We start from the raw sequence: 15,642 nt of genomic DNA on the forward strand, positions 1-15,642 counted from the left end.
CGGGCGGACGTCGAGGTGAGCACGCTGGTCGTGCCCGCCTGGCGGCTGCGTTGGCGGGCACCGGAGCTTGCTCTGGTGCTGGGCGAGCGCGCCGTCGCCCTCGCCTCGGCCCGCCGTGACGAGGTGGACAGGTTGCGCGCGGAGGCCCTGGTGGTCTTCGCGAGCAACCGCATGGGCCGGGGAGTGCGGACAGCGGACCGTGCGCTGGACGCCCTCAAGGCGGCCGAGGCCGAGTCCGAGCAGGAAACGGCCTGGCGGCTGCGCGTCGAACTCGCGGACAGCGCCAGGTCGGTAGGAGCACCCCTGACGGGCTTCGCCGCGGTGCGTCCCGTTCTCGAAGCCGAGAACGTCCCACCGGGCCTCCGTGCCGCCGCGCTCGTCCAGGCCAGCGAGTGCCTGGTGTCGGTGGGTCGTGGCGAGGCCTTGTCCCAGGCATTGGTCGAAGCGGACCACCTCTTCCAGGCGGACCCGCTGCTGGACCACGACACGACCCTCCTGCACCGCGCCCTGCTCCGAGCCGCCTCCGGAGGCCAACACCGTCGTTGGGGCGACCTCCAAGCGGCGACCGCGGCGTGCCGCGACGGCCTGGCCCTGCTGGAGAGCCTCAAGGAGGCGGAGTCGGACAACGGCCAGGTGCGCGGCAGGCTCACCGTCGAGCTGGTCTGCGCCCTGCTGGACCTGAACAAGCCGGGCGAGGCGTCGGAAGTCGGCACCCCGCTCCTGGAACGCCCGGTGCGAGCCCCGTCCGCGTCCACCACGGGGTGGCTCCGGTTGGCCCTGGCCACCAGGGTCCACCTCCCGGCCGGTCGGGTCGACCAGGCACGCGACCTGCTCCGTGACGCGGCGGACAGCGCGGAACGCCACCAGCTGGACCTGCTCCTGGGGGAGAGCCTCCTGGCACTCGCCCACGTTCACGAGGTGGGCGGCAACCTGACGGAGGCCCTGGCCAACCTGCGCTCGGCTCACGCGGCCGAACGCAGGCGTGCGAGGGCGGTCTACGCGGTGAGGGCACGGCTGGCCGCCGAGTTCTCCGGCGTCCACCGCCGGCCGGCCGGCAGCCTGCACGACGAACTGACCGCCCTGCTCCGCACCGGAACCCAAACCGCACCGCCTCCCGCAGAGGCCGAACTGGCGCCGGAGGCCAAGCAACAACTCCGCCAGTGGCGTCCAGTGCAGATGCACCGCAACGAGGGCGTGCGCGTCAAGCGCTCCCGCCGTGCGGCCGAGGACATGACGGCGGAAGGCATCTCGGCAGCAAGGGCCCACGCCGCCGACCGCTGGCGCTTGGTGCAGCCGTTCGGAGACGCCGAGTCGTCGGGCGATGCTGAGCCATTCGCCAACGCGGAGCCATTCGGAGACGCGGAGCCACTGGCAGACGCGGCGCCGGAGCCCCAGCCCGGAGGCCACCGCCGAGCCGCAGCCGCGGAAGCCATCCCACCGTCTCCCGCGCAGACGTCCCCAGCGCAACCATCCGCAACGCAACCGTCCCCAACCCAACCGCCCAGGACCGAACCGGCCCCCACCCAGGGCCGCCCGGAACACGCAAGGAGCGGCCAAGCCAGGCCGCACTCACCCATCTCTCCACCCCCCACCGCTGCCCCCGCCCGGACCGGCACGAACGTCGCCGCCAGCGCCGCCAGCGCCACAAATCTCGCCAGTGCAGGTCTCAACGACGGCGGCACCCCCAACACCCGCCAAGCGCCCGTCACACCGACCCCCAACCCCGCCGGCGCACCACGCCAAGCCTCTACGGAGTCGACCGGTGGCGCGCCAAGCGGTGCCCGTCACGGTTCCGCAGCGCGCGTCGGTGCCCCTTTCAGCGGTGGAGCCGACGATTCGGCGGTGTCGGCCGGTGGTCCTTCCGGTGCTGGGCGCGATGATTCGCCGGTGCCGGGTGGCAGTCCTGCCGGCGCTGTTCGCCAGGATGCCGCAGTGTCGGCTGATGGCCCTGTGAGCGTCGGGCGCGATGGTCCCGCCGTGTCGACCAGTGGTTCCGCCGGTGCCCCGCGCCACGGTTCCGCACCGCTGACCGGAGGCCCTGCCAGCGGTGGCCACCATGATCCGGCCATGTCGACCAGTGACCTCTCTGGCGCTGCGCACCACGATTCCGCTGTGCCGGCCGGTGGTCCTGCCGGCGCTGCCCACCATGTTCCCGCGATGTCGGCTGGCGGCTCTTCCGGCGGTGTGGGTGTTGTGGGCCATGAACCCGCTGCGCTGACTGGGAGTTCTGTCAGCAGTGGCCCTGCTGGCGCTGCCCGCCATGATTCCGCCGCACTGACTGGTGGCGCTGTCGGTGGTGGTCGCGTCGACTCGGCTGTGTCGCCGGGTGACTCTGTTGATGTTGGTGGACAGCAACGATCTGCCGCGTCGGGTGGTCGGCCTACGGGTGGTGCGGTTCAGGACGTTGGCGCGTTGGCCAGTGGTCCCGCTGGTGGTGCGCGCCAAGGCCCGGCTGTGGCCAGCGGTCGCCCTGCGTTGGCTGGTGGCTTCGTGGGCGGTACGGGGGCGGGGCTTGGTGGTGGTGGGGGCTTTGGGATTGCGGAGCCTGGCTCCGGCACGCCTGGCGCTGGTTATGGCGGCGGTGTGGGGCTTGGCGATGGCGGGTTGAGCGGCGGGGTTTCGGGAGGTGTCGCTTCGTCCGGTGATGGTGGTGTGGGCGGGGTGGGGCATACCGGTTCTTCGTCTGGCGGTGGCGCTGCAGGGGGCGTTGGGGCTGTTGGCGGCGGTGGGTTGAGTGGTTCGCCGCAGGGCGGCCCGGCTGGCGGTGGTTCGGCGGGCCGCGGTCCGGCGGTGGTTGGCTCGGCTGGTGCCGGCGGTGCCTCAGCGAGCGGTGGGTTGGCTGGTGGTCGTTCGGTTGGTGGCGGCGCTGGTGGTGGTTCGGGGCTTGGTGGTGGTGTTGTAGGGCTCGGGCCGTTGGCGGCTGGTGACTTGGAGTCGGCTGTGGCGGACCAATCCATCACTTCTTCCGGTGGGGCGCGGGTTGGTGCCGGGGGCGGAATTGGCGGGACCCATTCGGACATTGCCGGAAGTGGCTTCAGTGGGACGTCTGCGGACGGTGGCCGGGGGATTGGTGCTGGTCAATCCGGCGGCGGGAGCGAAGTGAGCGGAGCGGAGGCGGTGGGGGCCTCTCCTTCGGCCGCGGAAAACGAGGGTGGCGAGCGGAGTGTGCCTGCGGCCGGGTTGATCGCGGCTGCCGGAGTCGTGCGCAGTGGACGTCGGCGGGCTGCCCGTGAGGCCGCTGAGGGTGAGGGTGAGCGTTCCTCCGGTGATCAAGGGTCCGACCCGAATGTGCTGGACACGTTGAAGGCGGCCGGGCTCCTCGATTCGCAACGCACCGGCGGACGGCGTCGGGCACGTGATGTCGAGGAGGATTCCGCCGTTTCCGGTCCGAGCCCCGAGGCTGAGGAGCAGGCCGAGCCTGAAGTGCGGACAGAGGCTGTGCCGGAATCCGTGCAGTGGCGGGTGGAGGCGCCGCAACGGCTGCGCACCGAGGAAACGTCGGAATCGTCCATCGACATGTTCGACTCGCCGGCGATGGTCCAGCCCGCCGTGCGCGACGACGTTCCGCCGGTCGGCCTGGGCGCGGCCTTCGTGAAGGGCCCGGTCATCCCCACCGCCCGGGTGCCCCAGCCGCCCGACTTCCCGCCACCGCCCGTGCCGGACTTCGCCTCGCCGTCGCCCGACTTCCCGGCGATGGTCACCGTGCCTGAGCAGGGCACGGGGATGGACGCCGAATCGCGGACCGTGGACGAGTCCACCCCTGAGCCGCCGCCTGAGCCGGACCAGGTCCCCACCGTCCCGGAGCCCGATCAGGTACCTCCGGTGCCGGTTCCCGATCCGGTCCCGTCGAATCCGTCGCCCGAGGTTGCCCCGCCGTCGGTCCGCCCGGGCCAGCCGGTCCAGCCGGTCCAGCCGGTTCCGTCGGTTCCGTCGGTTGAGTCGGCGCCGTCGCCGGCTTCGCCGATTGGGGCGACCGGTTTCCTGAGCGCCGCCGACGTCGAGCGCGACGACGCCCCGGCCGAGATCACGGCCGAGACTCCGGCGGAGATTCCGACCGAGACGCCGGGCAATGGGCCGGCTGGGGGGCAGGCCGATACCCCAGCCGGTGTCATGGCCGATGGGTCGACCGCCCCGACTGTCGACGCCCCAGTTGCCGACGCGCCGACTGCACCGACTGCCGACACCTCAGCCACCGACACCTCAGTCACCGACACCCCAGCCACCGACACCCCAGCTGTCGACACCTCAGCCACCGACACCTCAGTCACCGACACCCCAGCTGTCGACACCCCAGCTGCCGACACCCCAGCTGCCGACACCCCAGCCGAAGACCCGGCCAAGGACCCGTTCGTCACCGCGGTCGTCGTCGGCGGCAAGACGATCGACCTCCCGGCCATCGTCGAACCGACGCCCCCCGCCCTCGACTCACCCAGCGTCACCCGCGCCTCACGCCGCCACAAGAGCGACCTCAGCCTCGCCGAACTCCTGGCCGAGGCCCTGGTCGCCTACGAGGACGCCCGCCGGGAGGACGAGGCCGCCGGCCGCGTGGACGAGGACACCGTGCCGATCACCCCGGTCGGCCCCCCGCCCGAGTCCGCCGCCGAGACCACCGCGCCCATCCAGCGCGTCGAACCCGCACCCCGGTTCGACACCTGGACACTTCCCGGGTCGTGAATAATTTGAGGTTCTAATAAGGTTTCCCGCGAGTAACAAAGCGGGAAATAGTCCGGCCCGTAGCCATTTTGCTACTTTCCGGCAAGTGGTTCGATTCAGTGCGAGGGTTGCGGCGAACGGGTTCAGGCGCGTCTGGTTTAGTGGTGTGCGGACCCGGTACACAGAGGTACCGGATACTGTGGAGCCGCCTGAACATGACCCCGACTGGAGTCCCGTCCCGATCCGAGCTCGCCGCCCGCCACGACGTCGGCGCGGCCCGCACGGCCAGTCCAGAACAGGCTCGTGACGAATTGATCGAACGGGCCGCAGCCAACGCCCCCGAGCTCGCCGACCTGATCCGCCTGTACTACCGCCACGTCCCCGCCGAGGAAGTCAACGACGACGACCCGGTCGACCTGGTGGGCGCGGTGCGCTCGAACTACCAGCTCGCCGAGACGCGGGTGCCCGGCCGCCCGGTGGTGCGGATCCTCAACCCGACCCGCGACCACGACGGCTGGACGTGCCCCGCCACGGTGGTGCAGGTGGTCACCGACGACATGCCGTACCTGGTCGACTCGGTCGCCTCCGAGCTGACCCGCGGCGGCGTGCAGGTGCAGCGCGTGGTGCACCCGATCGTCGTGGTGCGCCGGGACGTGGTGACGGGCGCCCTCCAAGAGGTGCTGCCGAAAGCGGACCCGGCCGACCCGCCGGGCGACGCGATCGCCGAATCCTGGATGTACATCGAGGTGGACCTGCTCACCGACCCCGACCGGGCGCGTGAGCTGGAATCCAAGCTCCACACCGTCCTCAACGACGTCCGCGAGGTCGTCGAGGACACCGACAAGATGGTCGGCATGGCCCTGCACCTGGCCGAACAGCTGGAATCGGACCCGCCGCCGCTGCCCGACCACGAGGTCATGGACGGCGCGAAGCTGTTGCGCTGGCTGGCGAACGACCACTTCACGTTCCTCGGCTACCGCCAGTACGAGCTCGTCCGCGACGACCCGGCGACGGACGGCGACCCGGCGCAGCGCGCGGTCCTCGCGAGTGGCCTGGGTGTGCTCAGACAGGACAGCCTCGCGGCACGCAGCCTCACCGCGGGCCCGGACGCGGGCGCGCAGGCACTGTCACCCGAACTGCTCGTCCTGACGCAGGCCAGCGCCCAGTCGAGCGTCCACCGCTCGGTCTACCCCTATTACGTCGGCGTGAAGACCTTCGACGCCGAGGGCAACGTGACCGGCGAGCACCGGTTCCTCGGTGTCTTCTCCACCACCGCCCTGCACGAGGACGTGCTGGACATCCCCGCCGTCGAACGCCGGGTCCGCGACGTGATCCACCGCGCCGGTTTCCCGCTGCACTCGTACTCGGGCCAGCGGATGCTCGAAGTGATCCAGAACTACCCGCGCACCGAGCTGTTCTCGGTCGACACGGACACGCTCTACCAGACCGTCACGGGCGTGATCGCGCTGGCCGAACGCCGCCGGCTGCGGCTGTTCCTGCGCCGCGACCCGTACGGCCGCTTCTACTCATGCCTGGTCTACCTGCCGCGCGACCGCTACACCACGACGTCGCGGCTGGCCATGCAGGAAGTGCTGATCGACCAGCTCGGCGGCGTGAACCTGGAGTACAGCGCGCGCATCGGCGAGTCCGCGCTGGCCCGCGTGCACTTCACCGTGCACACGGACCCGAACCGCCAGACCGAGCCGGACACGGCCTACATCCAGCAGCTGCTGGCCGAAGCGGTCCGCACCTGGGACGACCGCATGGCCGAGGCGGTCGTGGAGGACCGGGGCACCGCTCTGGGCGCGGAGTCGTCGTCCGAGCAGGGCCAGCGGATCGCCGCGGCGTTCCCCGAGGCCTACAAGGAGGACTTCGCCGCGGCCGACGGCCTGGCGGACTTCCGGCGCATCGAGGCGCTGCGCCCGGGCGACCTGGACCTGGTCTTCTACGCGCCGCGCGACGCCGAGCCGGGTGAACGGCGGTTCAAGCTGTTCCTGGTGGGCGCCCGGCTGACGCTGTCCGACGTGCTGCCGATGTTGCAGCGCATGGGCGTGGTCGTGGTGGACGAGCGCCCGTACGAGCTGAGCCGCGACGACGGCGTCGAGTGCTGGATCTACGACTTCGGCCTGCGCATCGAGCAGAGCACGCTGGACAAGCTGTCCACCGACGACATCGAGTCGATCCGCACCCGCTTCCAGGACGCGTTCGACGCCGCCTGGCGCGGTGAGGCCGAGGTGGACGGCTTCAACACCCTGGTGCTCAAGGCGGGTGTCACGTGGCAGCAGGCGGCCATGCTGCGCGCCTACGCCAAGTACCTGCGCCAGGCCGGCACCCCGTACAGCCAGGACTACATCGAGGACGCCGTCCTCGGGCACACCGAGGTCGCCACGGCCCTGGTGCGGCTGTTCGAGACGCGGTTCGACCCGGGCCTGACCGACGGGGACCGCGCCGACCACACCGAGCACCTCGTCGGCGCGATCACCAAGATGATCGACGACGTGACCAGCCTCGACGCGGACCGCATCCTGCGCAGCCTGCTCACGTTGGTGCAGGCCACGCTGCGCACGAACTACTTCGTCCGCGACGCCGACGGCAACCCGCGCCCGTACCTGGCGGTGAAGCTGGACCCGCGGGCGATCCCGGACCTGCCGCAGCCGCGGCCGAGGTTCGAGATCTTCGTGTACTCGCCGCGGCTGGAGGGCGTGCACCTGCGGTTCGGCCCGGTGGCACGCGGCGGTCTGCGCTGGTCCGACCGGCGCGAGGACTTCCGCACCGAGATCCTGGGCCTGGTCAAGGCGCAGGCGGTGAAGAACGCGGTGATCGTGCCCGTCGGGGCCAAGGGCGGGTTCGTCCTCAAGAAGCCGCCGGCGCCGACCGGCGACCCGGGTGCGGACCGCGAGGCGCTGCTGGCCGAGGGCATCGCCTGCTACCGGCAGTTCATCTCCGGCCTGCTGGACCTGACCGACAACCTGAACTCCGGCACGGTGATCCCCGCGCCGCAGGTCGTCCGACACGACAGTGACGACGCGTACCTGGTGGTCGCGGCGGACAAGGGGACCGCGGCGTTCTCAGACATCGCCAACGAGGTGTCGAAGTCCTACGGCTTCTGGCTCGGTGACGCGTTCGCGTCCGGCGGCTCGGTCGGCTACGACCACAAGGCGATGGGCATCACCGCCAAGGGCGCGTGGGAGAGCGTGAAGCGGCACTTCCGCGAGCTGGGCACGGACACGCAGTCGGACGAGTTCACGGTCGTCGGCGTCGGCGACATGTCCGGTGACGTGTTCGGCAACGGCATGCTGCTGTCCGAGCACATCCGGCTGGTGGCCGCGTTCGACCACCGGCACATCTTCATCGACCCGAACCCCGTCGCGGCCACGTCCTACGCCGAGCGCAAGCGGCTGTTCGAGCTGCCCCGCTCGTCCTGGGACGACTACGACCGCACGCTGATCAGCGAGGGCGGCGGCGTGTGGCCGCGTTCGCTGAAGTCGATCCCGGTCGGCGCCCACGTCCGCGCGGCGTTGGGCCTGGCCGATGACGTGGTGAAGCTGTCGCCGCAGGAGCTGATGAAGGCCATCCTGCTGGCGCCGGTCGACCTGCTCTGGAACGGCGGCATCGGCACGTACGTCAAGGCGCGCACCGAGTCGCACACCGAGGTCGGCGACAAGGCCAACGACGCGATCCGGGTCGACGGCGCGGACCTGCGGGTCAAGGTCATCGGCGAAGGCGGCAACCTGGGCCTGACCCAGCGCGGCCGGATCGAGTTCGCCCGCTCGGGCGGCCCGGACGGGCACGGCGGCAAGGTCAACACCGACGCGCTGGACAACTCGGCCGGTGTCGACTGCTCCGACCACGAGGTCAACATCAAGATCCTGCTGGACGAGCTGGTCCGCGACGGCCGGCTCGACCAGGTGCGGCGCAACGAGCTGCTGGGGCAGATGACCGACGAGGTCGGCGAACTCGTGCTGGGCGACAACTACTCGCAGAACTTCGTGCTGGGCATCTCCCGCGCCCACGCCGCGCCGATGCTGTCGGTGCACGCGCGGCTCGTCGCCGACCTCGAACAGCGCGGCGCGCTCGACCGTTCGCTGGAGGCGTTGCCCAGCGTGGCGGAGTTCAAGGCGCTGGAGAAGGCCGGAGCGGGCCTGACGTCACCGGAGCTGGCGACGTTGCTGGCGCACGTCAAGCTGGCGTTGAAGGAGGAAGTGCTCGCCAGCGACCTGCCGACGATCGACGTGCTGGCCCGCAGGCTGCCCGCCTACTTCCCCAGCGAGCTGCGCGAACGGTTCGCCGACGCCATCGGCAACCACCCGCTGTCCCGCGAGATCATCACCACGGTGCTGGTCAACGAGGTCGTGGACGGCGGTGGCGTGTCGTACGCGTTCCGGCTGGCGGAGGAGACCAGCGCGTCGGCGACGGACGCGGTGCGCGCGTACACGGTGGTGACCGCGATCTACGACCTGCCGTCGGTGTGGCGGGAGATCCGGGCGCTGGACAACGTCATCCCGACCGACGTCCAGGACGACATGGTGCTGGAGACCCGTCGCCTGCTGGACCGCGCGTCGCGCTGGCTGCTGACCAACCGCCCCCAGCCGCTCGCGGTCGGGTCGACGATCAGCCGGTTCGCCCCGGTGGTCGGCGCCCTCATCCCGCAGACGATCGACATGCTCAAGGGTCACGAGAAGCAGACCGTGGTCGACCACGTCGAGCGGCTGGTGGCGCACGGCGTGCCGGTCACGTTGGCGCGTCGGATCGCCGGGCTGCTGTTCACCTACGGGCTGCTGGACGTCACGGAGGTGGCCGAACTCGCCGAGCGTGAAGAGGGCGAGGGCGCGACCGGCCGGGAGCGGACGCACGAGGAGACGGCCGAGCTGTACTTCGCGCTGTCCGAGCACCTGGACGTGGACCGGATGCTCAGCTCGGTGTCGACCCTGGAACGCCTGAACCGCTGGCACGCGTTGGCGCGCTTGGCGTTGCGGGACGACTTCTACTCGTCACTGCGGTCGATCACGATCGACGTGCTGCGGTCGTCCGAGCCCGGCGACAGCGCGGAGGAGAAGATCGAGCAGTGGGAGCAGGCGAACTCCTCCCGCCTGGGCCGTGCCCGCGCCGCGCTCGCGGAGATCAACAAGGTGTCCAAGCTGGACCTGGCCACCCTGTCCGTCGCGGCACGCCAGGTCCGCAGCATGATCCGCTGACGACGCCGGTCGGGCGCCCTTGACGCGGGGCGCCCGACCGGTCGTTGGATCAGCCCAGGAGATACGGCCCGGTGTGGTCGATCTGGTAGGACGTGTCCACGGGCGCGCCGGTGGCGCTGTAGCAGCGGACGTTGATCCCGATGCTCGAATTCCAGCTGACCACCTTGCAGAACTCGGCGTTCCAGCTGTTGGTGGCGGCGACGTGCACGTGGCCCGTGGCGAGGTCGGCATTGGCGAAGTGCATCGCATAGTTGCCGGTGCCCGAACGGGTCGCCGTCGCGACCCCCGACGGGACCTCGTGCTGGTAGGACAGGCTCGGCGTGTACGACGCCGCGGTGGCGTTGTTCGCCAGTGCGTAGGCGGATTGGTGGCCGTCGGGGTTGCAGCAGCCGTGGAGGCCGAAGGTGTTGGTGCGGTCGGTGAAGGTCATCGAGAAACCCGAGTCGGTCGGGGTGCCGGCGGCGTTGAAGCAACGGATGTTGACCTGGATGGTCGAGGCCGGCGTTCCCCAGCCGAAGCTGAAGACCTTGCACCGGGTGGCGCCCCAGCCGACCGAAGTCACCCGGGCGTGCCCGGCCCTGGTGGTGCGCCCGATTTCGGGCATGAACACCTTGTAGGTGCCGACGCCGGTGCGGGAGACGGTGTTGGTCATGCCCGCCGAGTTGAACTGCTGGTGGTACGGCGGCGTGGAGGTCGCGCTGGACGAGTTGGTCAGGTGCACGTAGCCGCCCGGATAGGTCTGGCCGTACTCGAACCCCGGCCAGACCCGCTTGTTGGTGAAGCTCGCGGTGAACTGGCTGTCGACGGGCGCGCCGGCGAGCGTGTAGCAGCGGATGACGACGGTCTGGTCGATGCCGGACGCGACCCAGGTGTCGGGCTTGCACTGGTGCGTGTTGTCGCCGTACGCGGTGGCGTGGGCGACGCCGCCGGACACACCCAGGCCGGTGAACGTCACCGCGTAGTACCCGGTGCCCCGTCTTGTGATCGTGTTTCTAGTCGTCGTGCTGATGCTGTTCATCTGGTAGGTCAGGTGGGGCGTGTACGACGCCGTGGTCGGGCTGTTCGCCCAGACGTAGCCGGCGCCGGCCACCGGGCGGGTGTCGGCACTCGCGGTTCCTGCGGTCACGACCGCTGTCACGACCGTTGTCGCCGCGACCAGGGCGACCACCACCGGGCTGACGAGTCTGCGCATTGCTCTCCCTCAGTCCACCGGCCCTTCCTGGACCGGCCCTGAGAGTGCGGGCGGACCGCCGTGGTGGCGAGTCGGCGGTTCGGCCCTCATCGGCTGTCCGCCGGTCGACCCGCAGCCTTTCGGCGGTGGTCTTTCGGCGTCAAAGCCGGTCTTCGGGGCCAACCGTGAGCCTTCTGGCGCGTCGAACAGGGTGACAGCAGCAGACGGGTCGGATGGGGGCAGCGTGCCGGACGAGTGTGTGCCGATCGAGTTGGGGCTCGTCGACGACCACTCGATGTACCGCGACGGGGCGGCGCTCTGGCTGGAGAACCAGCCGGGCCGGCGGATCAGGGTGGTGGCGGCGGTGCGTTCGGTGGCGGACCTGTTGGTGGGCGGTCGGTTGCCCGCCGTGGTGCTGCTGGATCCGTCCGCAGACCCGGTGCAGGCGGTCTCTCGGCTGGTCGCGGCCGGTGTGGGGGTGATCGTGCACAGCACCGACGAGACGCCTCACGTCGTGCGCGCCGCTCTTGCTGCGGGGGCGAGAGGCTACGTGTCCAAGCGTGCGCCGTTGTCGGATCTGGTGGACGCGGTGGTCTCGGTGGCCGGTGGTGGCCACTACCTGACCCGGCTGCTCGCCCAAGGCGCTCTCTTGTCCGTGCCTTTGCGACGGCCGGTCCTGTCGGACCGCGAGGTGGAGGTGTTGCGCGGTGTCGCCGAGGGCCGAACCCGCCTTGCGGTGGCACGTTCCCTGGGCCTCTCGGAGGGCACCGTGAAGACGTACCTGGAACGCATCCGCTGCAAGTACCGCGCCGCCGGCCGCGCTGCGGGCTCCACCGTCGAGCTGTACCAACGCGCCCTCGAAGACGGCCTGATCGCCACAACCCGCGTCGCCTAACCCCCCGTGAGTCCTACGTTCAGAACGCGTGAGTCCTACGTTCAGAACCCCCGAGTTCAACGCTCAGAACACGCGAGTCGAACGTTCAGGCCCCGCGAGTCGAACGCTCAGTACGGGCGAGTCGAACGCTCAGGTACCCCGAGTTGCACACTCGGGTACCCGCGAGTCGGCCGCATACCTGGCTCCGGGAAGCCGAAGCCACGGAATTGTCGGACCCCGTCGGTAAAATCAAGATAGGGGTCCCCCGGCGGGGACGCCTGCGAAGCGCGCCCCCGCCGAGCTGTGTGCCCGTCAACTGTGGCCGAGTTGTGCCCGTCAACTGTGACGGTGGAGCTGTGACCGTCGTCAACTGTGCCTGTCGAGCTGTGCGGCCGTTGGGCCACGCGCGCTAATTGCGCCAGGTGTCGGACAGCGTCACGGGTGCAGTGGCGGTGCGGTTCGTCCCGCTCTCCCACGTCACCGCCCCGTTCGACTCCTTCCGGATGTACTTGTACTGGAACGAAGTCCCCGCCGGCAGCGACACCGAGCCCCGCCACGTCGGGTAAGTGGCGGACGACAGGGCCACCGCGTTGGCCGTGTTCCACGCGCCGAGCGAAGCGTGGTCGCCGACGACGAAGATGTTCTGCCCCAACGAAGTCGTGGCGTTCACCGCGAACGACGCCGTGCCGGCGGGAGGCGGAGTGCCCCCACCCGTCGCACCGACGTGCAGCGCCAAAGCCTCACCCGCCGCCAACGTCGCCGTGAACTGCCCGTTCGACCCCACGCTGACCGCCACGCACCCGTCCCGCTGCACGTTGCAGTAAGACCCGGCCGGCAGCGAGGTCTGGAACGTCCGCGTCAACGACGAAGACTCCCGGTTGATCGCCACGAAACCCTTGCCACCCCGGCCGAACGCGATCGCGTCACCACCGTTGTCCCACCAGTTCACGACCGACGTTCCGGCCACCGCGTTGCGGAATTGCACCATCGACGAGATCTGCGTCCACCGGTGCTGGCACTTCCACCCTGACGTGTAGCACTCAGACCCCGAAGGCGGCCCGGCGTCGTGGTTCGAGAACTCGTACCCCGAGTACACGTTCGGCGCCCCATACGGCCACGCCAGCATGAACACGTTCGCCAACGTGTAGGTGGAACCGTCCTTGTACGTCAACGTCGACCCGTTGCGCTCGGTGTCCCAGTTGTCCACGAACGACCGCGCCTGCCCGCTCGGCAGGTAACCCCACGACTGCCCGAACGTGCTCAGGTAAGCCAGGTTCTCGTTGTTGAAGATCCGCTTGATGTCGTACGCGTACCGGAACTCGTCCACGTCACCCGACCCGGTGTACTCGCCCGGCTGCACGGCCTCACCGGCCCCGTAGATCACCTCGTGCACCCAGAACACGCCGGGGTTGCTCAACCTCGACTTGATCGCGGACATGTCGGTCGCCGGAATGTGCTTGGCCGCGTCGATCCGGAACCCGTCCACCCCGAGCGAGATCAGGTGGTTCAGGTACGACGCGATCCGCCCCCGCACGTAGTCGCTGCCGGTGTTCAGGTCCGACAGCCCGACCAACTCGCAGTTCTGCACGTTGTCGCGGTTGCGGTAGTCGCTGATGTGCGACCGGCACGAGTGGAAGTCCGGGTCGCTGTAGATGCCGGGGTAGTTGTACTTCGTGTACGACGAACCGCCGGTGCCCGTCCCCGACCCGGCGCTCATGTGGTTGATCACGGCGTCCGCGATGACCTTCACGCCCGCCGCGTGGCAGGTGTTCACCATGTTCCGGAACGCGGCTTCGTCACCGAGGCGTCCGGCGATGCGGTAGCTGACGGGCTGGTAGGACGTCCACCACTGGGAGCCCTGGATGTGCTCGGTGGCCGGCGACACCTCCACGAACCCGTAGCCCTTCGGCCCGAGCACGTTCGTGCACTCGGCGGCGACCCGCGAGAACGGCCACTGGAACAGGGTCGCGGTCACGTCCTTGGCGGACGGAGGGGCTGCAAAAGTTTGCGGTACGGCCAACAGGCTGAACAGCAGTACTGCTATCGCGCACAGGGCGCGTCGGCTGAGGGAAACCACGATGTCTCCTCGCTGGCAGGGATGTGCTCTAGGTCATACCAGCCGGCAGACTTGCTGAAAACACTTGCAAAGTATTTCATTGCCCACCGGCGCGGAACCGATCCGGAAGGACACCCCCATGACGCAGGACTGGTGGCGCGAGGCCGTCATCTACCAGGTCTACGTGCGCAGCTTCGCCGACTCGAACGGTGACGGCGTCGGTGACCTGCCCGGCATCCGGTCCCGGCTGCCCTACCTCGCCGAACTGGGGGTGGACGCGGTGTGGATCACCCCGTTCTACAAGTCCCCGATGGCGGACGGCGGCTACGACGTCGCCGACTACCGCGAGGTCGACCCGCAGTTCGGCACCACGCAGGACGCGAAGGCCCTCGTGGACGACGCGCACGACCTCGGCATCCGGGTGATCGTGGACCTCGTCCCGAACCACACGAGCGATCAGCACGAGTGGTTCCGGCAGGCCCTCAACGCCGCGCCCGGCTCGCCGGAACGCGCCCGCTACCACTTCCGCGACGGCCGCGGCGACCAGCCGCCGAACGACTGGGAGTCCGTCTTCGGCGGCCCCGCCTGGTCGAAGACGGCCGACGGCCAGTGGTACCTGCACCTGTTCGCCCCCGAGCAGCCGGACCTGAACTGGGACCAGCCGGAGGTGCGGGACGAGTTCCTGGACGTCCTGCGCTTCTGGCTCGACCTCGGCGTGGACGGCTTCCGCATCGACGTGGCCCACGGGATGATCAAGGCGGACGGTCTGCCGGACGTCGGCACGCCCGGCCACCTCAAGCTGCTGGGCACGGAGGCGCTGCCGTTCTTCGACCAGGACGGCGTGCACGAGATCTACCGCGACTGGCGCAAGGTGCTCGACTCGTACCCGGGCAGCCGGATCGGCGTGGCCGAGGCGTGGACGCCGAGCCCCGAGCGCACCGCGCGCTACCTGCGTGCCGACGAGCTGCACCAGGCGTTCAACTTCCACTACCTGACCGCCGAGTGGACCGCCGCCGACCTCAAGCAGGTCATCGACGACTCGCTCGCCGCGATGGCGCCGGTGTCCGCGCCGACGACGTGGGTGCTGTCCAACCACGACGTGCAGCGGCACGTGACGCGGTACGGCAGCGTGGCGCGGGCGCGGGCCGCCGCTCTCCTGATGCTCGCCCTGCCCGGCAGCGCGTACGTCTACCAGGGTGAGGAACTGGGCCTGCCCGAGGTGCTGGACCTGCCGGAGGACGTCCTCCAGGACCCGGTGTGGGAGCGGTCCGGGCACACCGACCGTGGCCGCGACGGCTGCCGCGTGCCGATCCCGTGGACGCCGGACGGCCCGTCGTTCGGCTTCGGCGACGGCGGTTCGTGGCTGCCGCAGCCGGCGGACTGGGCACGGCTCAGCGTCGCCGCGCAGAAGGGCGACCCGGACTCGGTGCTGGAGCTGTACCGCAGCGCGCTGCGCGTCCGGCACGAGCACCCCGACCTGGGCGCGGGCACCGAGGTGGAGTGGCTGGACGTGTCGGAGGGCGTGCTGTCCTTCCGCCGTGGCGCTTTCACGTGCGTGGTGAACCTCGGCCCGGACGTGGCACGGCTGCCGATCGACGGCGAGGTGCTGCTGTCCTCGGGTGGTTGCGCTACTGAGGGAACGGACGTCCTCGTGCCGGCAGACACGACCGTGTGGCTCTCGCGCCCGTAGAGT

Annotated in this window: 6 protein-coding genes; 4 read left to right on the forward strand and 2 right to left on the reverse strand. The window is 70.1% G+C overall.

All coding sequences use genetic code 11. The annotated features are described in order from the left end of the window. Positions 1-15 precede the first annotated feature (15 nt). Together F4560_RS43845 and F4560_RS39315 are read left to right on the forward strand one after the other, a co-directional pair. Positions 16-4,674 (forward strand): hypothetical protein, encoded by a 4,659-nt coding sequence (locus F4560_RS43845; RefSeq protein ID WP_221483799.1) that lies wholly within the window; start codon positions 16-18, stop codon positions 4,672-4,674. Positions 4,675-4,868: 194 nt separating this feature from the next. Further along, positions 4,869-9,848: an NAD-glutamate dehydrogenase gene (locus tag F4560_RS39315; protein ID WP_184928105.1), complete on the forward strand. Its 4,980-nt coding sequence runs from the start codon at positions 4,869-4,871 to the stop codon at positions 9,846-9,848. 49 nt (positions 9,849-9,897) lie between these two features. Here F4560_RS39315 and F4560_RS39320 read toward each other — a convergent pair whose 3' ends face one another. After that, a complete protein-coding gene (locus F4560_RS39320) occupies positions 9,898-11,040 on the reverse strand; it encodes a hypothetical protein (RefSeq protein ID WP_184928106.1) in 1,143 nt (380 codons plus the stop codon). A 223-nt stretch (positions 11,041-11,263) separates the two neighbouring features. On the opposite strand from F4560_RS39320, the gene F4560_RS39325 reads away from it, so the two are divergent. After that, entirely contained in the window at positions 11,264-11,914 is a 651-nt protein-coding gene (locus F4560_RS39325; RefSeq protein ID WP_184928107.1) for a response regulator transcription factor, read from the forward strand. Positions 11,915-12,302: 388 nt separating this feature from the next. Here F4560_RS39325 and F4560_RS39330 read toward each other — a convergent pair whose 3' ends face one another. Then, positions 12,303-13,868 carry a carbohydrate-binding module family 20 domain-containing protein gene (locus tag F4560_RS39330; RefSeq protein ID WP_312869749.1) on the reverse strand — a complete coding sequence of 522 codons (1,566 nt, stop codon included), beginning with the start codon at positions 13,866-13,868 and terminating at the stop codon, positions 12,303-12,305. A gap of 220 nt (positions 13,869-14,088) precedes the next feature. On the opposite strand from F4560_RS39330, the gene F4560_RS39335 reads away from it, so the two are divergent. After that, positions 14,089-15,639, forward strand: coding sequence for a glycoside hydrolase family 13 protein (locus F4560_RS39335; protein WP_184928108.1), 1,551 nt, complete (start codon positions 14,089-14,091; stop codon positions 15,637-15,639). The last annotated feature ends 3 nt before the right edge of the window (positions 15,640-15,642 follow it).

This window comes from Saccharothrix ecbatanensis (genome assembly GCF_014205015.1).
Lineage (GTDB): Bacteria > Actinomycetota > Actinomycetes > Mycobacteriales > Pseudonocardiaceae > Actinosynnema > Actinosynnema ecbatanense.

Bases quoted from the DNA above. Each gene is read 5' to 3' on its own strand.
- F4560_RS39315 (WP_184928105.1), top strand. From the start codon at position 4,869: ATGACCCCGACTGGAGTCCCGTCCCGATCCGAGCTCGCCGCCCGCCAC.
- F4560_RS39320 (WP_184928106.1), bottom strand. From the start codon at position 11,040: ATGCGCAGACTCGTCAGCCCGGTGGTGGTCGCCCTGGTCGCGGCGACA.
- F4560_RS39335 (WP_184928108.1), top strand. From the start codon at position 14,089: ATGACGCAGGACTGGTGGCGCGAGGCCGTCATCTACCAGGTCTACGTG.